The 25,181-nt window shown below is 61.2% G+C and carries 22 protein-coding genes; 9 read left to right on the plus strand and 13 right to left on the minus strand.

What is annotated here, in order from left to right; translation table 11 throughout:
* From FH08_RS0130115 to FH08_RS0130130, 4 genes are all read right to left on the minus strand, one after another.
* Positions 1-888 (minus strand): hybrid sensor histidine kinase/response regulator (locus tag FH08_RS0130115; protein ID WP_051888653.1); only part of this gene is annotated, 888 nt, incomplete at its 3' end.
* Between the two features lie 32 nt (positions 889-920).
* Positions 921-1,529: a chemotaxis protein CheB gene (locus FH08_RS0130120; protein ID WP_031361920.1), complete on the minus strand. Its 609-nt coding sequence runs from the start codon at positions 1,527-1,529 to the stop codon at positions 921-923.
* A gap of 2 nt (positions 1,530-1,531) precedes the next feature.
* Positions 1,532-2,374: a CheR family methyltransferase gene (locus tag FH08_RS0130125; RefSeq protein WP_031361921.1), complete on the minus strand. Its 843-nt coding sequence runs from the start codon at positions 2,372-2,374 to the stop codon at positions 1,532-1,534.
* Positions 2,375-2,385: 11 nt separating this feature from the next.
* Complete coding sequence (locus FH08_RS0130130; protein ID WP_081889619.1) at positions 2,386-5,586, minus strand: response regulator; 3,201 nt, start codon at positions 5,584-5,586, stop codon at positions 2,386-2,388.
* 159 nt (positions 5,587-5,745) lie between these two features.
* On the opposite strand from FH08_RS0130130, the gene hpnA reads away from it, so the two are divergent.
* Both hpnA and FH08_RS0130140 read left to right on the plus strand, forming a co-directional pair.
* Positions 5,746-6,768 carry a hopanoid-associated sugar epimerase gene (hpnA, locus tag FH08_RS0130135; protein WP_031361923.1) on the plus strand — a complete coding sequence of 341 codons (1,023 nt, stop codon included), beginning with the start codon at positions 5,746-5,748 and terminating at the stop codon, positions 6,766-6,768.
* 157 nt (positions 6,769-6,925) lie between these two features.
* Entirely contained in the window at positions 6,926-7,450 is a 525-nt protein-coding gene (locus tag FH08_RS0130140; RefSeq protein ID WP_031361924.1) for a hypothetical protein, read from the plus strand.
* A gap of 48 nt (positions 7,451-7,498) precedes the next feature.
* Here FH08_RS0130140 and FH08_RS0130145 read toward each other — a convergent pair whose 3' ends face one another.
* The gene (locus tag FH08_RS0130145) at positions 7,499-8,686 is read right to left on the minus strand and encodes a glycosyltransferase (protein ID WP_035567446.1); all 1,188 of its coding nucleotides are present in this window, start codon (positions 8,684-8,686) and stop codon (positions 7,499-7,501) included.
* A gap of 56 nt (positions 8,687-8,742) precedes the next feature.
* Positions 8,743-9,603, minus strand: a complete 861-nt coding sequence (gene hpnC / locus FH08_RS0130150; RefSeq protein WP_031361926.1) for a squalene synthase HpnC — start codon at positions 9,601-9,603, stop codon at positions 8,743-8,745.
* Positions 9,604-10,388: 785 nt separating this feature from the next.
* Between hpnC and ispH the strand changes: the two genes are divergently transcribed.
* The 3 genes from ispH to FH08_RS0130165 all read left to right on the plus strand — a co-directional run bounded on the left by ispH (position 10,389) and on the right by FH08_RS0130165 (position 12,949).
* Positions 10,389-11,357 carry a 4-hydroxy-3-methylbut-2-enyl diphosphate reductase gene (gene ispH, locus FH08_RS0130155; RefSeq protein WP_031361927.1) on the plus strand — a complete coding sequence of 323 codons (969 nt, stop codon included), beginning with the start codon at positions 10,389-10,391 and terminating at the stop codon, positions 11,355-11,357.
* A gap of 13 nt (positions 11,358-11,370) precedes the next feature.
* Positions 11,371-12,525 (plus strand): adenosyl-hopene transferase HpnH, encoded by a 1,155-nt coding sequence (hpnH, locus tag FH08_RS0130160; RefSeq protein ID WP_031361928.1) that lies wholly within the window; start codon positions 11,371-11,373, stop codon positions 12,523-12,525.
* 172 nt (positions 12,526-12,697) lie between these two features.
* A complete protein-coding gene (locus FH08_RS0130165) occupies positions 12,698-12,949 on the plus strand; it encodes a hypothetical protein (protein ID WP_031361929.1) in 252 nt (83 codons plus the stop codon).
* A gap of 104 nt (positions 12,950-13,053) precedes the next feature.
* Here FH08_RS0130165 and FH08_RS0130170 read toward each other — a convergent pair whose 3' ends face one another.
* From FH08_RS0130170 to FH08_RS0130190, 5 genes are all read right to left on the minus strand, one after another.
* Positions 13,054-13,290 carry a type II toxin-antitoxin system Phd/YefM family antitoxin gene (locus tag FH08_RS0130170; RefSeq protein ID WP_031361930.1) on the minus strand — a complete coding sequence of 79 codons (237 nt, stop codon included), beginning with the start codon at positions 13,288-13,290 and terminating at the stop codon, positions 13,054-13,056.
* Between the two features lie 214 nt (positions 13,291-13,504).
* On the minus strand, positions 13,505-14,131 hold the full coding sequence (locus FH08_RS0130175; RefSeq protein WP_031361931.1) for an MlaC/ttg2D family ABC transporter substrate-binding protein: 627 nt from the start codon (positions 14,129-14,131) through the stop codon (positions 13,505-13,507).
* Positions 14,132-14,252: 121 nt separating this feature from the next.
* A complete protein-coding gene (locus FH08_RS0130180; protein WP_035567448.1) occupies positions 14,253-14,750 on the minus strand; it encodes an Lrp/AsnC family transcriptional regulator in 498 nt (165 codons plus the stop codon).
* Positions 14,747-16,387 carry an acyl-CoA synthetase gene (locus tag FH08_RS0130185; protein ID WP_031361933.1) on the minus strand — a complete coding sequence of 547 codons (1,641 nt, stop codon included), beginning with the start codon at positions 16,385-16,387 and terminating at the stop codon, positions 14,747-14,749. The genes FH08_RS0130180 and FH08_RS0130185 overlap by 4 nt, the downstream gene beginning before the upstream one ends.
* A gap of 27 nt (positions 16,388-16,414) precedes the next feature.
* Positions 16,415-17,386, minus strand: coding sequence for an SDR family oxidoreductase (locus FH08_RS0130190; RefSeq protein ID WP_051888654.1), 972 nt, complete (start codon positions 17,384-17,386; stop codon positions 16,415-16,417).
* Between the two features lie 162 nt (positions 17,387-17,548).
* Here FH08_RS0130190 and FH08_RS0130195 point away from each other — a divergent pair, with 162 nt between their 5' ends.
* The 3 genes from FH08_RS0130195 (at position 17,549) to FH08_RS0130205 (ending at position 21,676) form a co-directional block, all read left to right on the plus strand.
* Entirely contained in the window at positions 17,549-18,289 is a 741-nt protein-coding gene (locus FH08_RS0130195) for a TetR/AcrR family transcriptional regulator (protein ID WP_235210545.1), read from the plus strand.
* Between the two features lie 410 nt (positions 18,290-18,699).
* Complete coding sequence (locus FH08_RS0130200) at positions 18,700-20,931, plus strand: TonB-dependent receptor (RefSeq protein WP_031361936.1); 2,232 nt, start codon at positions 18,700-18,702, stop codon at positions 20,929-20,931.
* 61 nt (positions 20,932-20,992) lie between these two features.
* Entirely contained in the window at positions 20,993-21,676 is a 684-nt protein-coding gene (locus tag FH08_RS0130205; protein WP_031361937.1) for a Fe2+-dependent dioxygenase, read from the plus strand.
* A gap of 12 nt (positions 21,677-21,688) precedes the next feature.
* Here FH08_RS0130205 and FH08_RS0130210 read toward each other — a convergent pair whose 3' ends face one another.
* Positions 21,689-22,009, minus strand: coding sequence for a type II toxin-antitoxin system PemK/MazF family toxin (locus FH08_RS0130210; protein ID WP_031361938.1), 321 nt, complete (start codon positions 22,007-22,009; stop codon positions 21,689-21,691).
* Positions 22,003-22,251, minus strand: coding sequence for an AbrB/MazE/SpoVT family DNA-binding domain-containing protein (locus FH08_RS0130215; RefSeq protein WP_031361939.1), 249 nt, complete (start codon positions 22,249-22,251; stop codon positions 22,003-22,005). The genes FH08_RS0130210 and FH08_RS0130215 overlap by 7 nt, the downstream gene beginning before the upstream one ends.
* A 289-nt stretch (positions 22,252-22,540) precedes the next feature.
* Between FH08_RS0130215 and FH08_RS0130220 the strand changes: the two genes are divergently transcribed.
* Positions 22,541-25,156 carry an MMPL family transporter gene (locus FH08_RS0130220; protein ID WP_031361940.1) on the plus strand — a complete coding sequence of 872 codons (2,616 nt, stop codon included), beginning with the start codon at positions 22,541-22,543 and terminating at the stop codon, positions 25,154-25,156.
* The last annotated feature ends 25 nt before the right edge of the window (positions 25,157-25,181 follow it).

Below are 25,181 nucleotides of genomic sequence, written 5' to 3' on the forward strand. Positions count from 1 at the left end.
GCCGTTCAGACGCACCTGGATAGCCGAGCCCTCACGTCCGTGCGTCAGCGCATTGCCGATCAAATTCGAAAACACCTGCGACAACAGATCACCATCGCCCTGCATCAGCGTATCGCCATCGCGGAAAATGAAGATGCGGCCCTGACCCACCCGCGCCTCGTATTCCTCGACAATATTCTTCGCCAGCGTCATCAACTCCACCGCCCGCGGCTGCAGCGTCACGCGCCCGCCGCGCAAGCGCGCGAGATTGAGCAACTGGTCGACCATGCGCACCATCCGCATGCCGCTGCTCTTGATACGGGTGCCGATATTCGCCACGTTTTCATCCGGCACGAACCGCGCAAGATATTCCGCCGATGCAATCACCGCCGACAACGGCGTGCGCAGATCGTGGCCGAGCACGGCCATGAGCATTTCGTTGGCATCGAGGAGTTGCTGGACCGTCGCCAGTTGCGTGGCGAGCTGCTGCTTCTGCTTCTCGATCTGGATGAAGACATCTACCTTCGAATTCAGGATCCGCGAGTCGTACGGCTTGTAGAGGAAATCCACCGCCCCCGCTTCATAGCCGCGAAACGTGCGCCCGGTGTCCTGCGCGGTCGCGGTCAGGAAGATGATCGGCACATGCGCGGTACGCGGGCTGCCGCGCATCAGTTCAGCCAGTTCGAAGCCATCCATGCCGGGCATGTTGACATCGAGAATGGCGAGTGCGACCTCGTGCTTGAGCAGCAGTTCGAGCGCGGCCGGCCCCGATCCTGCCGCGAGCACCGAGATATCCGGCCGCGCCAGCGACGCTTCCAGTGCAGTGATGTTGTTCTGCACATCGTCGACGATCAGGACGTAAATGGGCGGCTTCAGCGGCTGCCTGCCGGGTTGCCTGATGTGTTCCATTAGCGGAGTTCCATTAGCGTGTCAGCTCCAAGTCAACCGCGTTGGCGGCGCGTGCCCGCAACCATGCGCGCCATGCGGGCGACCATGACGTCGAGCGTGAGAATGTCGTGCACGCCGCCGCGCGCGATGGCGCCAAGCGGCATGGCGTCGGCCACTGCGGTATGCGGGTCTTGCACCCAGCAGCGCCCGCCTGCCCGCGAGATCGCAACCAGGCCGCGTGCGCCATCGTCGTTGGCGCCGGACAGCACGATGCCGAGCAGCGTATCGGCAAAACAGAGTGCCGCCGATTCAAACAGCACATCCACCGATGGCCGCGAAAACCGCACGGGCGGATCGACGGAAAGGGAGATCGTGCAGTCCGGCTCGACCAGCATGTGATACCCCGGCGGCGCAATATAGATCGTGCCGCCGGCGATCTCGTCCTTGTCATCGGGCTCGACGACCGGCAACCGGCAACGTGCGGCAAACAATGCGGGCAGCATGCTCGGCGGGTCGTTCCTGACATGCACGACCACCAGCACGGCAGGGCGGAAATCGGCCGGCAGCGCGGGCAAGATGTGGTTCAACGCTTCGATGCCCCCCGCCGATGCCCCAATCACGATGGCTTCGATTGCATCCAGGGAATCTGTCGATGGTGTCATCGCTAGACCTTTTGATACAAACGCTCGCGCGCATCGAAATCGGAGAAACTGCCCGCGTGTTTTGAGAACCGCAGGCTCTCTTTGCTGCCCAGCCCGAGGAATCCGCGCCGCACCAGCGAATCGCTGAACAGACCCAGCGCACGGTCCTGCAACGCACGGTCGAAATAGATCAGGACGTTACGGCACGACACGAGATGCGCTTCGAGAAACACGCTGTCGGTGGCGAGGCTGTGATCGGCGAACACGACGCGCGACTTGAGGGTCTGCGAAAATTTCGCCGCGCCGTAGGCCGCGTGGTAGTAGTCGGAGAGCGAACGCTTGCCGCCCGCCGCCAGATAGTTCTGGCTGAAACTCGCTAGGCGATCCAGCGGGTAAATGCCGTTCTCGGCTTGGCGCAAGGCATCGGCATTGATGTCCGTGGCGTACAAAACCGTGCGGTCCGCAATGTTCTCCTCAGCGAACAGAATGGCGAGCGACCACAATTCCTCGCCGCTGCTGCACCCCGCCACCCACACCTTGATGGACGGATAAGTCTGCAGGATCGGCACGACTTGTTCCCGGATGGAGCGGAAATACGCCGGGTCGCGGAACATCTCGCTGACCTGCACCGTCAGGTACTGGAACAAGCGCGAGAACAACGTGGCGTCACGGAGAATGCGCTCCTGCAATTGCGACAGCGTCGCGAACCCCAGGTCGTGCAGCGCTTGAGTCAGGCGCCGCCGCAGCGAACTCACGGAGTAATGGCGGAAGTCATGCTGATACTTCAGGTAAACGGCTTCGAGCAACAGCTTCAACTCGATGTCGAAGATCGCTTCTTCCGTGTTCTTCAGGGTTCGATGCGGCATGGCGGATCTGGCTATCGTTGGCGCAACCAGACTCGACACAGCGACACCAGCTTGTCGACGTCGATCGGCTTCGAAATATAATCGTCCGCACCCGCCTCCAGGCACTTCTGGCGATCGCTCGCCATCGCTTTTGCGGTCAGCGCGATGATCGGCAGCCGTGCATGGTCGGGGTTCTTGCGAATCTCGGTCATGGCGGTTAGCCCATCCATTTCCGGCATCATGATGTCCATCAGCACGAGGTCAATCTGCGGATGGCGGGCAAGCGAATCCAGCGCCTCGCGGCCATTACGCGCGATTTCCAGCTTCGCCCCCAGCGGCTCGATCACATGCGACAACGCGAAGATATTGCGGACATCGTCTTCGGCCAGCAGGATCGTGCGGCCCTCGAAGACGTCGTCGCGCTGGCGCGCCGCGCGCAGCATGCGCTGCTGTTCCGGCGGCAACGCGCTCTCCACGCTATGAAGGAACAACGTCACTTCGTCTACCAGACGTTCCGGCGACTTCGCGCCCTTGATGATGATCGACTTGGAATAACGGCGCAGGCGCTGCTCCTCGTCCGGCGACAACACGCGCCCCGTGTACACGATCACCGGCGGCGACGCATGCTCCTGCGACGTGGATACCTGTTCCAGCAAGTCGTAACCCGAACCGTCCGGCAAGGCGAGATCCATCACGATGCAATCGAAGCTCGTGCGGTTTATCTGCTCCAGCGCTTGTGCAATCGTCCCTGCTTCCACGATCTCGACCGTCTCGCTCTTCAGCAACGCGTGGATGCTCTGGCGCAGCGCCGGGTCGTCCTCGACCACCAGCACGCGCCGCGTGCCCTGCGCCGAACGCGCTTCGAGCTTGCGGATGGCCCCGGCAAGTGTGTCGCGTGCGCTCGGTTTGAGGGTGTAGCCAATCGCGCCGAGATGCAGCGCGACATCGGCATGATCCGTCGACGAGACGATGTGAATCGGGATGTGACGCGTGAGCGGATCGTGCTTGAGCCATTCGAGCACGGTCAGGCCCGACTGGTCGGGCAAGCCGACATCGAGCAGGATGCCGTTCGGCTGCAGCGTGCGGGCCAGTTCCACGCCTTGTGTCGCGGTGGTCGCGTGCACGAAGTCGAATTCGAGTTCATGCGCGAGGTCGTGCAGGATGTGCGCGAAACGCAAGTCGTCTTCAATCGCCAGGATCACGCGGTCCGGGCGCTTGCGGTTGGCGCGGTCGTCGGCTATGGGCTGCGGCGCCGGGAAGTTCGCATGCGGCGCGCGCCAGGCCGACGGTTCAAGAGAAGCAGGAGCCGATGCCATCGCCGTGAGGTGCGCCGGCGCGTGGTTCTGCACCTCAGCAACGCTGGCGGCCATTTCCGACACGGCGTGCTCCGGCTCGCTCATATGCCCGATCACGTCGAGCTTGGCGGTTACCGTACCCTCCTGAACGGCCAGCGGCAGCGTGACCGAAAACACGCTGCCTTTGCCCGGTTCGCTCGCCACGCTCACTGAACCGCCGAGCAACCGCGAGAATTCCCTCGATATCGATAACCCCAGGCCGCTGCCGCCGTATTTGCGGCTGGTCGTGCCATCGGCTTGCTGGAACGCCTGGAATATGAGGTCCTGTTTATCGCGCGCAATGCCGATGCCCGTATCGCGCACATCGAAGCGCAACGCGTTTTCGTTGTTGTCCGCCTTATGCACGGACACCGTCACCTGGCCCTGCTCGGTGAACTTGAATGCGTTCGACAACAGGTTGCGCAAGACTTGCTGAAGCCGCTGGTTGTCGGTGACGAAATACGCCGGCACGCCCTCCGCGCGCTCGGTCACGAACTTCAGGCGCTTCGAGTCCGCAATCGGCGCGAAGGATTGCTGCAACGACTGCAACATCCCGTCGATGGCAACCGGTGCGAACTGCACATCCATCTGCCCTGCTTCCACCTTCGACAAATCCAGGATGTCGTTGATCAGCGACAGCAGGTCACTGTTCGACGAATGAATGGTCGCGGCGTAACGCACCTGTTCATCGGAGAGGTTACCGTGCTTGTTGTCCTCCAGAAGCTTGGCGAGGATCAACGAACTGTTCAACGGCGTGCGCAATTCGTGAGACATGTTCGCGAGGAACTCGGACTTGTACTGGCTCGCGCGCTCCAGGGCCAGCGCGTTCGCTTCGAGTTCCTTTTGCGCGCGCACCAGTTCCGTTTTTTGCCGTTCGAGATGCTGTGTGTATTCCTCGAGATGCACGTTCGTCTGCTCGAGCTCGGCCTGTTGCGTTTCCAGCCGCGCCTGCGTATCCATCAACACGCGGCCGCGCTCCTCGAGCTCTTCATTCGATACCCGCAGCTCTTCCTGCTGCACCTGCAATTCCTCGCTCTGGCGCTGCGTTTCCTCCAGCAACTCCACCATCCGCAACCGATACTGCGCCGAGCGCAGCGCCATGCCCATTGCTTCAGCAGCGTTCTCGAGCAACTCGCGGGTATCGTTCACCGAGTTTTCATCGCCGATAAAGCCCACTTCCAGCACGCCGGTCACTTCGCCATCGGCCATCATGGGCGCGACCACGCAGTGGCTCGAAGGCGCCGATGCCAGCGCCGAGCCGACCTTTAGAAAATCCGATCCCGCGCCCCTGACCTCGATCGCCCGTTTCTCGTCGAGCACTTGCCCGAGCAACCCCTGGCCCCGCGTGATCCGCTGCGGCACGTCGCTGTCGGCAGGCAGCGCCCAGGCCGCGATGCGCTCGAGCGTTTCGCCTTCACGGCTGTACAGCACGGCGACATGCGCGCCGACGTACGGCACAAGCGAGCGAAGGATGCCGTCAGCGACGGCAGCGGGGACGAGATCGCCGCGCATCTGCAAGCCGATCTGGACTTCGCCCTGCTTGAGCCACGCGCTGCGTTGCAGGTTCAGCCGCGTTTTGATATAGAGATGCCCCACGCCGGCCAGCACGAACATCACGATCACGCCGATCACGCGGTTGAGTTGCAGCACGAGCGGGGCAGTGAGCGCGTCGGCGTTCGTGAGGATATAACCCGTGAACATCAGCACGGAGGCCACGCCGGCGGTGATAAACGGCATATTGGGCCGGTCGACCCACATGCAGAGCGCGACCGGCAGCATGTAGAACACCCAGATGGCCACACGCAGCGGCGTGAGCCAGTCGACCGCAAAGACGATCAGGAGCAACATCGCGATCGCGAAGGTCAGCCACGCGGATCGATTTCGACTGTCTATGAACATTGGCTGAAGACTTTTCTTTAAATTTCGGGTCTGGCGGACTTAAGCAGCACCGGACCATAGCACGAGCCGCGAACCCTTGTCACATATGGGCTGGCGGCTGAACGAGACGCTTCGGAAGACGCGCAACTGTTACCTTTGCAAGACAAAAAAGAGGCAAAAATGACTGACCCGTTAAGTGGGGACGCCCGCGGGCGCGTGCTTGTCACCGGCGCATCCGGTTTCGTCGGATCGGCGGTGGCTCGCATTGCGCGGGAGCGCGGTTTCGACGTTCGCGTAGTCATACGCAAGACCAGTTCCCGGCAGAACCTGGAAGGTCTCGACGCCGAAGTCGTGATCGGCGACATGCGCGACGAGGCCTCCATGCGCGCCGCCATGAAGGGCGTGCGCTACCTGCTGCATGTGGCCGCCGACTACCGCATCTGGGCGCGCGATCCGGGCGAAATCGAGCGCGCCAACCTGGAAGGCACCGAGGCCACCATGCGCGCAGCGCTGGCCGAGGGGGTCGAGCGGATCGTGTACACGAGCAGCGTGGCGACGCTGAAGGTGAGTCCGGCGGGAGATATCGTCGATGAAACGAAGCCTGCGCAGGCCCATCAGACCATTGGCGCGTACAAACGCAGCAAGGTGCTGGCGGAGCGCGCGGTCGAGCGCATGATCGCGATTGACGGCTTGCCGGCGGTGATCGTGAACCCGTCCACGCCGATCGGTCCGCGCGACGTCAAGCCGACGCCGACGGGGCGGATCATCGTGGAAGCGGCCACGGGCAAGATCCCCGCTTTCGTCGATACCGGCCTGAACCTCGTGCACGTAGACGACGTGGCGAACGGTCATTTACTGGCGCTGGAGCGTGGCGTGATTGGCGAGCGATATATTCTCGGCGGCGAAAACCTGTCGCTGCAGCAAATGCTGGCGGACATTGCCGGCCTCGCCGGACGCAAGCCGCCGACCATCAAGCTGCCGCGCGGCCCGCTGTATCCGCTTGCAATCGGCGCAGAGCTTTATGCCAAGTTCAGCGGCAAGGAGCCGTTTGTTACGGTCGATGGCTTGAGGATGTCCAAGAACAAGATGTACTTCACGTCGGCGAAAGCGGAGCGGGAACTGGGGTACAAGGCACGGCCTTATGGCGAAGGCCTGAGCCACGCGCTGGACTGGTTCCGGGCGAACGGCTATCTGAAACGATAAAGCGCGATGAAGCGATGACTCGTACTGCGCGATGCCTGTTGTTTTGATGACATTTTTAACGCTCTACATGCATTTTGTTACAACGTGTGGCGACGTTGCGCGATACGCAGCAGTTAAAATCGCAGGTTCGATGCAAGGCTAGCAAGGCAAACAACGCATGAACTTAACCGACCAGCTCGGCGCGCTGGAATCAAGCCTCGATGAGCTGATTTCTGCCGCCGCTTCTATTCCAGTTTCTCCCGACTCTTCCATTGACTCTGTTGCTGACGCGGCCGTTGAACCGGCCCCGGCTTCTGGGTCGATCGCGGCCGTTGTTGAAGAAAAACCGCCCGTGGCTGAACCGCCCGTGGCTGAAGAAAAGCCCACGCTGAACGTCTCGCGCCCGGAAAAGAACCTGATCGCGATGACCATTGGCGGGGTGTCGGTGGCGTTGAGCCCTGAAGGGGTATCGGAGTTGATCGAGGAATTATCGAACGCGCGCGCTTCGATGGACGTCGAACAGCCCGGCGGACTGCCGCCCAACTGGCGCTTTGTCGCGACGAAAAACCCGGTGATGGCCACGCAACGTTATTCGAACGGCGATCGTTTGCTGGTGTTGCGCCATACCGGACACGGCTGGGTGCCGTTCTCTTTCTCGCCCGACATGGTGATCGAGATGTACGCAATGCTGACAAAGCGGTGAGTTGGATCGTATGGGCATCAAACGCCCATACGACTCGCCTCCATCCGCTCAAGGCGCCTGAACCCGCGCCTTCCACTGTCCGCCCTTCCCGCGCCAGAACCGTATGGCCGAGCCAACCGTCGCGCTGACATAAAACAGCGCGATGACCGGAAGTATTGGCGCCCAGAGAATGGAGCGGCGGTAGTAGCGCAACATTGGCGCATAGGCGCAGCACATCGCGATCCACGCGAGCCATGCCGGCCAGCCCTTCGCACCCAGCGTCAAGGCAACCACTGGCGGCGCGAGATAAATCACGCACATCGCAAGCACCGTCCCGACCAGCAGCAGCGCTGAATAACGCAACTGCGTGAATGCCGTGCGCGCGATCATGTTCCAGATTTCGCTCCAGTCGTCGTAAGGCCGCAGCGATTCGCTGTCGGCGGCAAGATCCAGACGGATCGGCCGCGCCGCGTTCACGCCGTTACGAAACTTGATGCGCGAAGCAAGGCTGCAATCGTCGATCAGCTCGCCGCGAATCGATTCGATCCCGCCCGCTTCCTTCAGCGCCGCACGCCGCACCATCATGCAACCACCCGCGGCGGCCGCCGTGCGGTTGCTCACGTCGTTGACCCACGCGAACGGATACAGCTTCGCGAAAAAGAACACGAACGCGGGAATCAGCGCCTTTTCCCAAGACGAATCGCTGCGCAGCCGCACCATCAGCGAGACCAGATCGCGATCTTCCAGGATGGCGCGCGCGACGAGTTGCGAGGCGGCATTGGCGGGATGGCGGATGTCGGCGTCGGTGAGCAGCAGGTAATCGGCTGGAAAACCCAGTCCATCGATAGCCGCAATCCCTTGCGACTGCGCCCACACCTTGCCGGACCAGCCCGGCGGCAAGGCAGCGGCCGTCAGTACGGTCAGACGGTCTTCGAAACCGCCGTCGCGCGCGGCGGCCTGAGCGGCGTCGGCGGTGCCGTCGGTGCTGTGGTCATCGACGACGATCAGATGAAACGAACCCGCGTAATCCTGAGCGAGCAGCGAGCTCACGGCCCGGCCGATCACGTCGGCTTCATTGCGCGCCGGCACGACGGCGACGACCGCCGGCCATGCGCCGCGACGCGCGATTTCCGCCTGGCCGACTGCGTGCACGGTACTTTCGCTGAGCCGTTCGAGGGCTTGCGCGCGCCAGAAACCGCCGCGGCCAAACAGCAGGACCAGCCAGATGAAGAGGGACAACCAGGCAATCAGGAGCATTGTCAATTCAGGTTAAGCAGATTCAACATCAGGAGGGACGCCACATGCGCGCAAAGTCAGCTTTCGACCGAGCGCAATTGCACACCCACCCGGCCACGCAGCCGCATCGCGAGCGAACGTACGCCGATCACCGCCCAGTCGGGGACTTTAAGCACCGGGCGCGTGCGGAACACGTCGTAGTCGGCCTGTTCGATTTTTTCAAGAATTCGCAAACCGCCATGCACGACGCAGCACAGTTCCAGCCCGAACCGCCCGGGCATGCGAACCGCAAGCGACGCGCCGCCAACGATCATCGCGCGTGCGTGGTCGACTTCATGGCGCATCAGCGCGCGCCAGGCATCGTCGCAGATTTGCTCGTCGATATGCCGTTCGGTCACGCCGAAACGCTCGAGGTCGCACAGTGGCATATAAATGCGGTTCTTTCTCCAGTCGATACCCACGTCCTGCCAGAAGTTGATGAGCTGCAGCGCGGTGCAGATCGCGTCGGAGTCGGCAAGGTTCTCGGGCGTGCTGGCGTCGAAGAGATGCAGCATCAGCCGCCCGACCGGATTCGCCGAACGCCGGCAATAGTCCATCAAAGCAGGCCAGTCGGCGTAACGCGACGTATCAATATCCTGATCAAACGCCGAGACGAGATCGTAGAAGGGTCCAAGCGGCAACCCGTATTGCGCGACGGTGCCGGCCAGTTTCTCGAACAACATGGGATGAACCGGCGCCGGCTGAGCGGCGGCGACCGCATCCAGCCCGGTGCGGAAATCGGCGAGACGGGCGTGGCGTTCAGCCGGGTCGAAGACACCTTCGTCGGCAATGTCGTCTGCCGTGCGCGCGACGTGATAAATCACGCCGACCGGCGCACGCAGCCGTTTCGGCAGCAATATGCTGGCTACCGGAAAATTTTCGTAGTGATCGACTTCCATATGGCCGTCCAGGTATTCGACACGGCGCGCGGATGCCGGAATGGACATCGACGCACGCAGGTCGAGCGTGCCGGGTCGCTGACGCGAAACAACATTCCGCTATAGGGCAACGTAAATGTTGGTTAGGCGCAACGGCTCGACACGGGATAAATTCTTGTCGTGCGCCGCCCGAGAACCTGTTGGAGAACCAGGCGCGAATCCGGTGCACTTATGCCCGTTCATGCGCTTGTCTGGCATCAGGGCCAACGCAGGTGTGGCTTGAATTCGCGTCAGCTTCGGTTTGATCCTGCTGCCAGGATCAATGCTTCGACTGCCATTGATCCCCGCCGATCCCCGCCGATCCTGCCCGGCAGGCCATTTGCCCGCGGCTTTTCAGCGTGCCTCGCAGCGCTGATCGGGCCACCCGCCCGCGCGTGCCGCAGCCACCTCAAAGCCGCCTCAAAAGCCCGACAGGTGCACAGCCATGGCGGCTTCAAGGCCGCTTCGCGGAAAACGCGGCGAAGCGCTAGTTTACCGGCTTCCGCGTCCGCGCAGTAAATCAACCCTGCCCGAAGAAACGGAAAACATCCTCTAACACCCTCTTACAAGCATCCAAAAACTGAACGAGTTAGAATACGCGGTCAACTTCGGCCTTAAAGTTGAAACGAAAGGCCTCTATCCAGGCAATTGTTTCCGAAAGCTTTTTCCGAGAAGCTTTAATTTTGCTTACAACAAATCAACCGGATTTGATCGAAGTTTATAGCCGGTTCCATTCGAAACCCGCGCCAGTCGGAGTTCGCCCGAATATGCGTATTATCCTTGCTCAACCCCGCGGCTTTTGTGCGGGCGTGGTCCGTGCGATCGAGATTGTCGATCGCGCTCTTGAACGACATGGCGCGCCCGTCTACGTGCGCCATGAGATCGTTCACAACCGGCATGTCGTCGACAACCTGCGTAGCAAGGGCGCGCGTTTCGTCGAAGAACTCGACGAAGTGCCGCACGGCGCCGTTGCTATTTTCAGCGCGCATGGCGTAGCGCAAACGGTGGAAGCCGACGCGCAAGCGCGCGGCCTGGACGTGCTGGACGCCACGTGCCCGCTCGTGACGAAGGTCCATGTACAAGGCCGGCAGTATGTTGCACAGGGCCGCACGCTGATCCTGATCGGTCATGCGGGGCACCCGGAGGTGGAAGGGACCATCGGCCAGATTCCCGGTACGGTCGTGCTGGTGCAAAGCGAAGCTGAGGTGGCCACGCTCGCGCTGCCCGTCGATGCGCCCGTCGCGTATGTCACGCAGACCACGTTGTCGGTGGACGATACGCGCGACATCATCGACGCATTGCATCGCCGTTTTACGGACATCGTCGGTCCGGACACGCGCGACATTTGCTACGCCACGCAAAACCGCCAGGCGGCGGTGCGCGAGCTGAGCAAGCAAGTCGATGTTTTGCTGGTGGTTGGCGCCACCAACAGCTCCAATTCGAATCGTCTGTGCGAGATCGGCGCCGAAACCGGCGTGCCGAGCTACCTCGTGGCGGACGGCTCGGAATTGAAAGCCGACTGGTTTGCGAATGCGCAAACTGTCGGGATTACAGCCGGCGCGTCCGCGCCGGAAGAAATGGTCAAGCACGTTATTAATGCACTGCGCGCGCTGGGTCCCGTTGAAGTCACGACGATGTCCGGACGCGAAGAAAAGGTTGAATTCAAACTCCCCGCGAAGCTGACGAAGCCGCTGGCCGCGGCAACGGCATCCGCCGGCGCCCTTCGCGAAGATTAAGGAGCACACGCAATTGTCTATTCCAATGCTGCAAAAAGTCCGGGTTGGCGCTTACATCGCGCGCCAGCATTTCATGCGCAACAAGCGTTATCCGCTCGCGCTGATGCTGGAACCCCTGTTCCGCTGCAACCTGGCATGTAACGGCTGCGGCAAGATCGATTATCCGGATCCCATCTTGAACCAGCGCATCTCGATGGCGGACTGCCTCGCGGCGGTGGACGAATGCGGTGCGCCGGTGGTGTCTATCGCCGGTGGCGAGCCGCTGCTGCACAAGGAAATGCCCCAGATCGTGAAGGGCATCATCGCGCGCAAGAAGTTCGTTTATCTCTGCACGAACGCGCTGCTGATGGAAAAGAAGATGGACGACTACGAGCCGAATCCGTACTTCGTCTGGTCGGTTCACCTCGACGGCGACAAGCAGGCACATGACCATTCGGTCTCGCAAGACGGTGTGTACGAGAAGGCTGTTGCAGCCATCAAGGAAGCGAAGCGCCGTGGTTTCCGCGTGAACATCAATTGCACGCTGTTCAACGACGCCGACCCGGAACGGGTCGCGAATTTCTTCGATACGCTCGGGCCCATGGGCGTGGACGGCATCACGGTGTCGCCGGGTTATGCGTACGAACGCGCGCCGGATCAGCAGCACTTCCTGAATCGCGAAAAGACGAAGACGTTGTTCCGCGACATCTTCAAGCGCGGCGATAACGGCAAGCGCTGGTCGTTCAGCCAGTCGAGCATGTTCCTCGACTTCCTGGCCGGCAACCAGACCTACGAATGCACGCCCTGGGGCAACCCGGCGCGTACCGTATTCGGCTGGCAACGTCCGTGTTACCTGCTCGGCGAAGGCTATGTGAAGACCTTCAAGGAATTGATGGAAACCACCGAGTGGGACAAGTACGGCACGGGCAAGTACGAGAAATGCGCCGACTGCATGGTGCATTGCGGCTTTGAAGCCACCGCCGTGATGGATACGGTTGCGCATCCGTTGAAGGCGGCGCGCGTCGCCTTGCGTGGTCCGCGTACCGAAGGTGCTTACGCGAAGGACTTGCCGGTCGATAACCAACGCCCGGCGGAATTCGTGTTCTCGAAGCACGTCGAGATCAAGCTGGAAGAAATCGGCCGCGCGAAGAACAACAAGGGCGGCAAGCAAACGACGATTGCTGCTTGAGTTTGAGTGGGTGAGCCTGGCAGGGTGTTATTTGAGCTCACTGCTTGCGGCATAAGGAACGGGTGGATAAGGTCGCGACGAGCGGCGTTATCCACCCGTTTTGTATTTCAAGATGCGTAGGCGGCGTACCCGTGTAGCATCGCGGGTTTTCAAGGCAAACAAGCAGGAAACAATGGCTGACTTCAGCGTAATGATCAATCTCGGCAAAGCCGATCTGGATGACTACTCGCTCTTGGCGAAGATCTTGCTCAAGACCGGCTTCAGCGAGACGAAAGCCGCGCAAGTGGCAGCGGACTATCGGCTCTTGCCCGCATCGTTCAAGTACTCCAGTGAGACCGAAAACATGACCGCAGTGAGAGAGAAAGCACTGAAGTCAGCGAAGAGCGTTTCGTCGAAGGCGATGGTGCTTGTGTCGGAATGTTGAGGCGGCAGTTAATCCGTGAGGGCGGAACTTGCTGCGCATAAAGTTTCGGCGATGCGTGAGAGTTGGAGCTTGCCGACCAGGCTAGTCTGCGTGACCAGATGCGATCACCGTGCCGCTTCCCAGTCATGAACAGCCACAGGGTCCATCGGATTGTCGTAACGCAACAGGGAGCCGCGGAGTATATCGAGCGGGTCCCGCGCATCCGCTTGATATGGCCGCAACTCCAGCGTCGGCCGGCCACGATCGGTGAGAATCAAACTCTCCCCCGATGACTCCACCCGCCTCAAGAATTCAAATGCTCTCGCTCTGAATTCGGATTTCGATACTCGCTGATTTGGCATTTCGCGCCCTTGGTCATTGGTTGACATTTATCTTGGCGAATGTGCCGACGTTCTGTAACGGCTGTGAGGGTTGAGCAAACTGCGACGCAAAAAAAAGGCGCTCCCAGCGTGTCGCCAGTTGCGCCTGTTGGTAGTACTACACCTGCTGTGCGATACCTCGCGCCCACTTACCAACGTCCCATGCGCGAGTCCAGATCGTGGCCCCGCCCCTTCCTCACTCCGCCGTTCGCGCGTTATGTGCGGTCAGGAACTTGATCAAACCATCCACGCCACCTTTGGCCAACTGACCCGCGAACTGCGTCTGGTACACCTGGATCAGCCATGCGCCCATCATGTCGATGTCGTAGATCTTCCAGCCGTCGGGCGTCTTTTCCAGTCGATAACGCACCGGGTTATCACCGCCGGTCGAGTACACGTGCGACTGCACGACGGCGTCTTTGCCACCGGCATCGAGCGTCGGGGCGTCGAATTTGAACTTGACGTCTTCATCGCGTAATTGCGACAGCGACGACGTGTAGGTCCGCACCAACAGCGTCTGGAATTGCTCGTAGAGCGCCTTCTGCTGGTCAGGGGTCGCGGTGCCCCACGCCTTCCCAACGGCAATCCGCGTAGTTCGCTGGAAATCGGTTGCCGGCACGAAGCGCGACTCCACCAGTTGCGAGATCTTGCTCATGTCGCCGCCACGCGCGGCTGGATCAGCCTTCATCGCGGCGACAGTACCTTCCACGGCGCTTTTAACCACGGCATCGGGGCTCGTCTGCGCAAACGACGTGCTGGAAAACGCCGCCGCAGAAAAAGCCAGGGCGAACAGGACAACGCGGACAGGAAAATAGCGTTTCATACGACCGTTATCGAGTAATGGAGGGCGGCGTGCAACCCGACGCGCCGGTTAGCTGGAAACGCAGTAAGTATATCGACCCGCGTCCGTTGTGACAGTTCAGCGCGTTCGAAGGATTGCCGGTTCAAACCTGCGGACTCGGCCCACGCTCCAGATACGTCGTCAACGCAATATAACTGCGCGTGCCGGTGAACCCTTCTATCGAATGAATGCGCTCGAGCAGATGTTCGAGTGTCTGCGTGTCGCGGGTCCGCACTTTCAGGAGCATCGCGCTTTCGCCGGTCACCGTGTGGATCTCTTCGACGTCCGGAAACTCCGACAGTTGCAGCAGTTGGCGCGTGACGGCCCAGCTGGAGGTATCGACGTGAACAAACGCCAGCAGCGGCCGGCCCAACCTGGCGCCGTCCAGCGCCGCGACGGTCGCCTTGACGACGCCATCCTGCTTCAGGCGCTTCGCCCGTTCGTGCACGGCGGGCGCCGACAAATGCAGCAAGCGGCCAAGCTCGGCATAGGTCCGCGTGGCGTCTTCGGCAAGCAGGGCCAGCAGCTTGCGGTCGGTCGCGTCGAGGGGGGTCTGGGGCTGGCGTTTGGACGAGGTCATCGGCGGGGCCTCAAGGCTCATGGCGCTGTCGAACCATTCAAACCCGGCAGCCCCGCGCGCAATTCCTTGCGCATCACTTTGCCGGTCGGCGTCATGGGCAATGCATCGACGAATCGAATTTCGCGCGGATATTCATGCGCAGCCAGTCGCGTCCTGACGTGCTGCTGCAGCTCGCGCACCAGCGTTTCGTCCGGGACGAACCCTGCGTTCAACACGATAAACGCCATCACGATCTCCGTGCGCGTCGCGTCCGGCGCCCCCACCACCGCTGCCATGCTCACGGCTGGATGGCGCAGCAAACAATCTTCAATCGGCGCAGGACCGATCCGATAACCCGCGCTGGTAATCACGTCGTCGTTACGGCCAACGAAGCGGATAAAACCATCGGCGTCGCATAAACCGAGGTCTCCGGTCAGCAGGAACTGACCGCGAAATTTATCGCGCGTGGCCGCTTCGTTGTTCCAGTAGCGCAGGAACATGACCGGGTCAGGCGCTGCAATCGCGATATTTCCGGGCGTGTCGGGCGGAAGTTCTGTGCCTTCATCGTCGACGATTGCCACGCGATGTCCCGGCACGCTCCGCCCGATTGCCCCCGGGCGCGGCTCGAACAACGTAGAACACGACGACACCACCACGTTGCATTCGGTCTGCCCGTAAAACTCGTTGATGGTCACGCCAAGCGCCGCCCGGCCCCACGCGATCAGCTCCTCGCCCAGCGATTCCCCGCCGCTCGCTACCGCGCGCAACGACAACCGCCACTGCTCGGGATGCGCGACTGAGCGCATCATCTTGAGCGCGGTCGGCGGCAGGAACGTGTGCGTGACGCCGTGGCGCGCCATCAGGTCGAAGGCTGCGGGGCCGTCGAATTTTTCGAAGCGCCGTGCGAGCACCGCGACGCCGTGATGCCAAGCGGGCAGCAGGACATCGAACAGGCCGCCAATCCACGCCCAGTCGGCGGGCGTCCACATCAGCCGTGCGTGCGCCGGAAAAAGTCCTTGTGACATCTCGACGCCCGGTAAATGACCCAGCAACGCCCGATGGGCAAGCAGTGCGCCCTTGGGCTTTCCCGTCGTGCCGGACGTGTAGATGATCGCGGCGGGGTCGTCGCAGGAGGTATCGGCCGGGGTGAAGACGTCGGTTTCCGCGCGTAGCGAATCCCAGAAGGGATGGGCGTTCTCGCGAGTGGTGGTATCGACGGTATAAGCCGCTTTCAGGTCCGGCAGTGTGCCGCGAACCTGCTCCAGCTTCTCGAAACCGGCATGGTCGGTGATCAGCGCCGCTGCGCCGCTATCGGCGAGGCGGTATTGAATGGCATCGACGCCGAATAGCTGAAACAGCGGCACCGCGATATAACCCGCCTTGTAAATCGCCAGATGCGCGATGGCCGTCTCCGGCGACTGCGGCAAGAATATTCCCACGCGGTCGCCGCGTGTCAGCCCCGCACGGGCCAGCGCGTTGGCGAACTGGTTGGAAAGCGCCTTCAGTTCATCGAAGGTGAAACGCGTTTCCGAACCTTCGCGCGTCTCGTAGATGAGCGCGAGGCGGCCGGAACCGTCGGCCCATTTATCGCAGGCGTCCACGCCGATGTTGTAGCGCGCGGGCACGTTCCACGCGAAGGCCGCGTCGAGGGTTTCATATGAATCGGCTGCGGGAAGCATCGCTTCTCCCTGGTTTTTTGGTAAGTCTCACTCGGCGGCGCTGGATGGCGCGGCTTCATCGTTTGGCTCGTCCGAGTCCTTGGCATCGGCCGTTTCCTGCAACCCCGCAGGCGGCCGATAGCGCGAAAATCCGTTGAATTCCAGCGTACGCGCAGCGGCCGCCAAGGGCCACGAATGCCGTGCGTTCGGCACGCCGCCATCGACGCGAATCACCGTCCCGTTGATAAAAGCCGACGCCTCCGACAGCAAAAATACCGCCGCCGCTGCGAGTTCCGATTCGGTCCCGAAGCGCTGCAACGGCACCTTGTGCTTGAGCTCGCGCAGCAACGCGCGATAACGTTCGTCGTAACTATCCATGCCTGCCGATGCAATCCATCCCGGCGCTACGGCATTCACCCGCACGCCGGCGTAGCCCCATTCGCATGCGGCCGTTTCCGTGAAGTTCCAGACGCCGGCGCGCGCCGCACCCGAATGGCCCATGCCGGGCATGCCACCCCAGATGTCCGCGAGCATGTTGACGATCGCGCCGCCGTGATCGCGCATCCATTGCGTAAAACATTCGCGCGACATCAGGAAAGTGCCGTGCAGGTTGTTGCGCACGACAGCGTCCCAGCCATTCAGCGAAATCTTGTCGAGCGGCGCGGGAAACTGGCCGCCCGCGCAATTGAAGAGGCCATCGAGCCGGTTGAAATCGGCAAGTGCCGTAGCAACGACTTGTTTGACGCTCGCTTCGTCGCGGATATCACAGGAGTAGCAACGCACGCGTTCGACGCTTTCCGGGTAGTCCTCAGCCAGCTCGTCGCGCACGGTTTCCAGCTTCGCCAGCGATCGTCCGATCAGCATCACCGATGCCCCCAGCGACACGAGTTCGTGCGCGGTGCATCGGCCAAGCCCGCTGCCTCCGCCGGTCACCATGACCACTTTGCCGGTGAACAGGCCGGGGCGGAAGACGGAGCGGTATTGATGCTGACCGCGTTGATCGTTCGGATTGGATTCCATGATTCTCAACGTGACTCGGCGAGTGGGCCGCAATGCGTTTGAGTAAAACTCAACTACGTGACAACGTCAAGGTGGTTAAACGCTAACTTACTTCAAATTTGCTCATGAAATTCCACTACAAATCTAATTGAGCTAAACTCAAAATACCATCCCTGACGGTCGATGTTCATCGCCTATATGACCCAGCCCAAAACCCTTCCCTCCCGCCGCCCACCGTCAAGCGTCAAGTCCGAACAACGCATCAAGGACATCCTGCTCGTCGCGCGGCAGGTGTTTTCGGAGCGCGGATATGCATCAGCGACGACCATCGACATGGCGCGTCGGCTGGGGGTATCGGAGGGGACTGTCTTCACGTATTTCTCCGGCAAGCGCGACCTGTGCGTGCGGGTGATCTGCGACTGGTACGACGAGATCATCGCTGAGATCGAAGCCACGCTGCCGCACATCACGGGCACCCGCGCGAAGCTGTCTTTCCTGATCCGCACGCACCTGTACCGGCTGATGATCGATGGGCCGGGGCTGTGCGCGCTGATCCTGTCCGAGGGGCGCGCGAAAGACGACACCTTCGGCGATGAAATCGTGCAACTTCAGCGGCGCTATACCGCGCCGCTGATGCAGGTGCTGTCGGACGGCGTGGCGGCCGGCGATATCCGCGACGACCTCCCTTTGAGCCTGCTGCGCTCCAGCATCTATGGACCGATGGAACACGTGCTATGGGATGCGATAGCCAAGAAAACGGTGGATATTGAAGAGACGTCGAAGCGCTTGTCGCTGCTTCTTTGGCAGGGTTTGCAGCCGCCCAACCAGAAAGTCGTGGCACTTGGGCAATTGCATCGCGACGTGGCGGGGGCGCTCAGGGCGTTTGAAGAGGCGTTTGAAGACACCCCGACCTCGCCTGAATGAAAGCTCTGTTTTTGTAAGATCATTACGGTTGACCGCGACCTGCACAGCCACGTCCGTTACCTTCCACGCTCCGGCATAACGCCTCTAATCCCCGCCCCACAACGCCCCGCCCTCTGCGGGGCGTTTTACACCCTCCGATAAATCGCCTCGTGAAAAAACGCGAGGCCTTGGTGCGTCAGCCATCCGCATAGTTCCCGAAGTCATATTGAAAACAATTCTTACTTGTGTAATGATATTGATTCGCATTTCACAAATATCAGATAACCGGCGCACGTCCTTCGAAACGACGGCCCTCTGCTTCGGCTGCGCCTGTTGCCAACTGCTCACGCCGCCGCGGGCATCGCGGAAGCAATTGACCGGCATGGCGCAACGGCGCCGGCTTTTCGACTATCCAGTACTCGGGGAAACACATGTTGAGGAAGACACCGCTTGCCGCGGCAATCATGACCGTGGTGGCGACGCCTGCTGTCGTACCGCTTTATGCTCACGCGCAAGCCGCTCCGGTCAGCAAGACCGGGCAAACCGTCCAGGCGGAACAAGCCGCACAAGCCGCACCCCCCGTTGAAAACGCCGCGCTGCCGGCCGTGCATGTCTCCGGTCAGGCCATCGCACCGGATTTCCAGCCCGAAAAGTCGAGCGTCGGCGCCAAGGTCCCTACCGCGTTGCGCGATATTCCCCAAGCGGCCGTGGTGGTCCCGAAAGCCGTGCTGCAGTCCCAGGCGGCCACCTCTTTCTCCGATGCGCTTCGCAACGTCCCCGGCGTCACCCTTGGCGCGGCGGAAGGCGGGCAGATCGGCAACAACATCAACTTGCGCGGTTTCTCGGCGCGCACCGACATTTATCTCGATGGCTTCCGCGATCGCGGCCAGTACTATCGGGACACGTTCGACCTTGAATCCATCGACGTGCTGTATGGTCCGTCCTCGCTCTATTTCGGGCGCGGCTCCACGGGCGGCGTGATTAACCAGGTGAGCAAGCAGGCGGAGTTGAAAGCGCACGCATCGGTGTCCGCGATGGTCGGGACGAGCGACCGCTACCGCACCACGTTCGATATCAACCAGCCGCTGTCCGACACATCCGCCGTACGGCTCAACGCGTTTGGGCAAGACCTCGGCTCCACGCGCGACGTGATGAAAAGCAAGGACTACGGCTTCGCGCCGACCGTGCGCTTCGGCATTGGAACGCCAACGGAAGTCACCTTGTCAGCGCTGATCCAGCACAACCGCGACCAGCCGGACTACGGCATTCCGCCGGTGAACGGTGCGCCGGTGCCGGTGAGCAAGGGCCAGTTCTACGGCTTCGTAGGCGATCGGACGATCCAGGACGTGCAGACGCTCTCGGCGCGCATCCAGCATCGTTTCGACGACAACCTCACGCTGCGCAACGAGACCCAGTTCAGCCACTACGGCACCGAAGCGACCGCGACCAACGCGGCGGCTGTCCTGACCGGGCCGCTGGGGACATCGACGGCGCTGGCCAACGGCAATTTCACGTCGTTGCCGTTGTCGTCGCTGTATGTGAAGTTGCAAGGCAAGGACCGCAACATCAACGATCATTCGGTCTACAACACGACCGACATCGATTACAAATTCAACACCGGTTTCCTCAAGCATGAGGTGATTGCAGGCATTGACCTGAGCCACGAGACCTACAGCAACCAGTCGTTCACCGCGACGACGCCGGGCCTGCCGTCGAACACCATTGCGATCGTTCCGCTGCTCAATCCGCAATACACCACGCGACCGGCCAATACGCAGGAAGTGGCGACCAACCGGGCGGAATCGAGTGCGAACGGTGTTGGCATTTATGCCAACGATACGGTGTCGATCGGGCAGTACTGGAAGGTCGTGGGCGGCTTGCGCTGGGACCGTTACGAGGCGTCGATCAAGAACACCATCAACCTGCCTTCTTACGCTACGCAGACGAACTATTTCACCAGCGTGCGCGGCGGGATCATTTTCCAGCCGACCGACTGGCAGTCGTACTACGTTTCATACGGCACGTCGTTCAATCCGTCACTGGAAGCGCTGACGCTGACGAACAACCAGCAGAACACGCCGCCGGAATCAAACCGTTCGTATGAAGTGGGCACCAAATGGGATTTGCTGAACGGCGGGTTGTCGGTCACGCAGTCGCTGTTCAATATCGATAAAACCAATGCCCGCACGCTCCAGGCCGACGGCAGCTACTCGCTCGACGGCGACGTGCGCGTTCGAGGTTATCAACTCGGGCTGGCAGGTCACATCACGAACAAATGGCAGGTCTTTGGCGGCTACACGTACATGGACGGCCAGGTCGTGAAGGCGCTGGACAACACCAACGGCAAGACCCTGGCGAACACGCCGCGCAACATGATCACGTTGTGGACGACGTATGACGTCACGCCGCAATGGACCTTCGGCGGCGGCCCGGTGTACACGTCGGCGCGATATGCCGCCAGCAACGACTTCGTGCAAGTGCCTGCGTACACGCGCTGGGACGCAATGGCCGCGTTCCACCAGAAACATTACGACGTCCAGCTCAACGTGCAGAACCTGACCAACAAGCACTACTACGATGCGCTGATTCCATCGGATGGCGGCCGCGCGGTGCCGGGTTACGGCCGGACGTTCCTCGCAACGCTAAACTACCGGTTCTATTGATCTACCGCAGGACACGCGAGCCGCGCGATGCATGTCGCGCGGCCGCCGGACCCCAGAAAACATGATACTTTCGATACCCAACGTCCTCAGCCCCGAGGATGCCGCCGCCATGCGCCAGCGGCTCGATGCGTCGGATGCATGGGTGGACGGCCGCGCGACGGCCGGCTATCAGGGCGCGCCGGTCAAGCGCAACCAGCAGATCGCGCAGGAAGCGCCGATTGCGTTCGAACTTGGCGACATCATTATTGGCTCGCTCGAGCGGCATCCGTTGTTCATCAGTTCGGTGCTGCCCAATCGGGTATATCCGCCGCTCTTCAACCGGTACGAAGGCGGGATGCATTTCGGCAGTCATGTGGATGGGGCGATCAGGCTTGTGCCCGGACATGGCACACGGGTGCGAACGGATGTATCGATCACGTTGTTCCTCACGCCGCCGGAGGACTACGACGGCGGCGAGCTGGTGATCGAGGACACGTATGGCGTTCAGGAAGTGAAGCTGCCGGCGGGGCATGCGATTGTTTATCCGGCGACCAGCTTGCATCAGGTCCGGCCGGTGACGCGGGGAATGAGGGTATCGAGTTTTTTCTGGGCGCAGAGCCTGGTTCGTGATGACACCCGCCGCAGCCTGCTATTCGATATGGATAACGCCATTCAAAGGCTCAACGCAGAAAACGCCGACGACGCCGCGAGGCGAACGCTCGTGGGCTGTTATCACAATTTGCTGAGGCTTTGGAGCGAGACGTAGAGCCTTGCTGAGCTAAGCAGCGAAGACTTCCTGCAAGGTCCGCAATGCAACCGACAACGTATTAGCCGGAATTGCACCGAGCTTCTTGACCAGACGCGTTTTATCGATCGTACGGATCTGATCGAGCAGAACCAATCCTTTCTTCTGACTGAGCACCACGGACACACGGTACGGAGCCGGCCGGCTTTTGGTCGTCATGGGCGCGACGATCACCGTACGCAAATGGTCATGCAACTCCGGCGGCGATATCACCACACAAGGCCGGGTTTTCTGAATCTCGCTGCCAACGGTAGGGTCCAGGTTAATGAGCCAGACCTCTCCGCGCACTACCACGAAAGCTCCGCATCATCGGCGTTCGGAAACTCGCCCAGCACGAGCTCGTCGTCGCCGGCCTGCGCGATAGCCTTGCTCGCGTCAGACCACCCCTGGCGGGCCTTCTTCTGCGGTTTTCTTAAAACAATTGCGTCGTTTTCCACTTCCATCTCCACTTCGTCCTCCAGCCCAAGTTGGGCCAGAATGGGTTTCGGAATCAACACACCTTGCGAATTACCCATCCTGCGAATCGTTGTTTTCATCGCTTCACCGTGATGACAATGTTAGTCCGTAAACGAAGTGCGTGGTTGCACAATGTTAGTACAATTTGTCATTAATTGTGCGCTGACCTCTGCGTCCATCCGAAGCAGGCCCGCAAACTTCTGAGCCGAGCGACAAGTTTTCGTCCGCCAGCAACGTCCCGCCTGCACATATACCGCGAACGCTCTTCTGCGAGTACCTGCTTTCGCCCGGTATACTCACGCGGCGCCTTATGGCTCCCTGCCCACTCAGCAAAAACACCAGAACACGCCCTCCGAGGCATCCGTCTTCATGCTCACGCCTCTCATTGCCCGTCTCGTCACGTTATCGATTCGCCGACCCGGCTGGATCATCGTTTTATCGCTGCTGATTGCCGTGCTGAGCGGCTATTACGTCGTGCATCACTTCAAGATCAGCACCGACATCAGCCAGTTGATCGAAACGGAACCCGAATGGGCCGCGCGCAGCCACGCGATTGACGAAGCCTTTCCGCAACGCGGATCCACCGTGCTCGTGGTGGTCGAAGCGCAAGCGCCTGAATTCGCCGATGCCGCCGCCAACGAGCTCGCCGCCGCGCTGGCCAAGCACACCGACCACTTCACGGCGGTGTCGCAACCCTCGGGCGGCGACTTCTTCGAGCACAACGGCCTGCTTTACCTCTCCACCGATAAAGTCGCCGACACCACCCAGCAACTCGTGAAAGCTCGTCCGCTGATCAACGCGCTGGCGCACGACCCCACGCTCACCGGTCTTGCCGGCACGCTCAACACCAGCCTCAACCTGCCGCTGCAACTTGGGCAAGTGACGCTCGGGCAAATGTCGAAACTGCTGGGCCAGAGCGCCGACGTGCTGGATAAAGTCCTTGCCAATCAACCCGCCGTGTTTTCGTGGCGCAATCTGGTCGACACCTCGGCCACGCATCCCGCCCGCGCATTTGTGACCGTGCAGCCCGTGGTGGACTACAACGCGCTGGAACCCGGCGCGAGCGGATCCAATGCGATTCGCGCGACGGCGAATGAGCTGAAGTTATCGGAGAAATATGGGGCAGTCGTGCGGCTGACCGGCGAACAGCCGCTCTCCGACGAAGAATTTGCGTCGCTGAAAGACGGCGCCGTGCTCAACGGCATCCTGACGTTCATCGTCGTGCTGGTGATCCTATGGCTCGCCCTGCGCTCGGGCAAGATGATCATCGCGGTGTTCATCACGCTGTTTGTCGGACTGGCGATCACCGCCGCGCTTGGCCTGCTCATGGTCCACGCGCTGAACCTGATTTCGATCGCGTTCATGGTGCTGTTCGTCGGGCTCGGCGTGGATTTCGGCATCCAGTTTGGCGTGCGGTATCGCGAGGAACGCTTCAAGGACGACCGGCTGGACGTCGCGCTCGTGAATACCGCGCGCCACGTTGGGATTCCGCTGACGCTCGCCGCCGCCGCGACGGCCGCGAGTTTCTTCTCGTTCTTGCCCACCGCGTATCGCGGCGTGTCCGAACTCGGTCAGATTGCGGGCGTGGGCATGATCGTCGCGTATATCACCAACATGACCTTGTTCCCGGCGCTGATCAAGGTGTTCGCGCCGCCGGGTGAAGCAGGCTCGCCGGGCTTTCCGAAGCTCGCGCCGGTGGACGATTACCTCGCGCGCAATCGCACGCCGGTTCTGATCGGGACGCTGGTGGTCGTGATCTGCGCGCTGCCGTTGCTGCTGCATCTGCGTTTCGACTTCAATCCGCTGAACCTGAAGGACCCGAAAACGGAGTCCATGGCCACGCTGCTTTCGCTGAAAGACGCGCCCGAAGCAGCCGTGAACGACGTGAAGGTGCTCGCGCCCTCGCTCGCGGAAGCGGACAAGATCGCCGCGAAGCTCGAGAAGCTGCCGGAGGTGGAACGCGCGACGACCTTATCGACGCTCATTCCTGCTGATCAACCGCAAAAGCTCGATTTGATTGCCGCCGCGGCCACGGTGCTGCTGCCTTCTCTGGACCAGCGTGTCGCCACGCCCGTCAGCGACGCCGTGCGCGTCGCCACGCTCAAGCGGCTGTCGAACACGCTGGAACTCGCCGCCGATGAACATCCCGGCCCCGGTGAAAACGAAGCGCGCCACCTGGCGGCGACGCTGAAAAAGCTCGCGGCAGCCGATGTCGCCACCCGCGACCGCGCCGAACACGCGATGTCTGACCCGCTGCGCATCGCGCTGGGCCAGATGCGCGCGCTGCTGCAACCGTCGCTGATCACGCTGGCGACGCTGCCTAAATCGATGACGGAAGGCTGGATCGGCGCCAATGGCCAGGCGCTCGTGGAAGCATCGCCGAAAGCGCTCGACGGCAAGAGCCGCGACGACGACAAATTGCTCGCCCGCTTCGCCAATGCCGTGCAGAAAGCGGAGCCGAATGCGATCGGCGGGCCGATCTCGGTGCTGCATTCGGCCAACACGATCATCAAGGCGTTCGAGCAGGCGGCGGCGTGGTCGCTGATTGCCATTGCGATCCTGCTGTGGCTGACTTTGCGCCGTATAGGCGATGTTTTGAGAACCCTGATACCTTTGCTTGTGTCCGCCATCGTCACGCTGGAGCTATGCGTGGTGTTCGACATGCCGCTGAACTTCGCGAACATCATTGCATTGCCATTGATGCTGGGCATTGGCGTGGCGTTCAAGATCTATTTCGTGATGGCATGGCGCTCGGGACAAACCGGCCTGCTGCAGTCCAGCCTCACGCACGCCGTGATGTTCAGCGCCGCGACCACGGCGACGGCGTTCGGCAGCTTGTGGTTTTCGCATCATCCGGGCACGTCGAGCATGGGCAGGCTCCTCGTCCTGGCGCTTTTTACAACATTGATCGGCGCAGTGATATTTCAGCCGGTTCTAATGGGGAAACCCCGGGTGCGGGCAAAAAAAGTGGCCAAAACCCTGTAGACCGTCCCTTTAAACGTACTAACTA

It is taken from the genome of Caballeronia sordidicola (assembly GCF_000729995.1).
GTDB lineage: Bacteria > Pseudomonadota > Gammaproteobacteria > Burkholderiales > Burkholderiaceae > Caballeronia > Caballeronia sordidicola_A.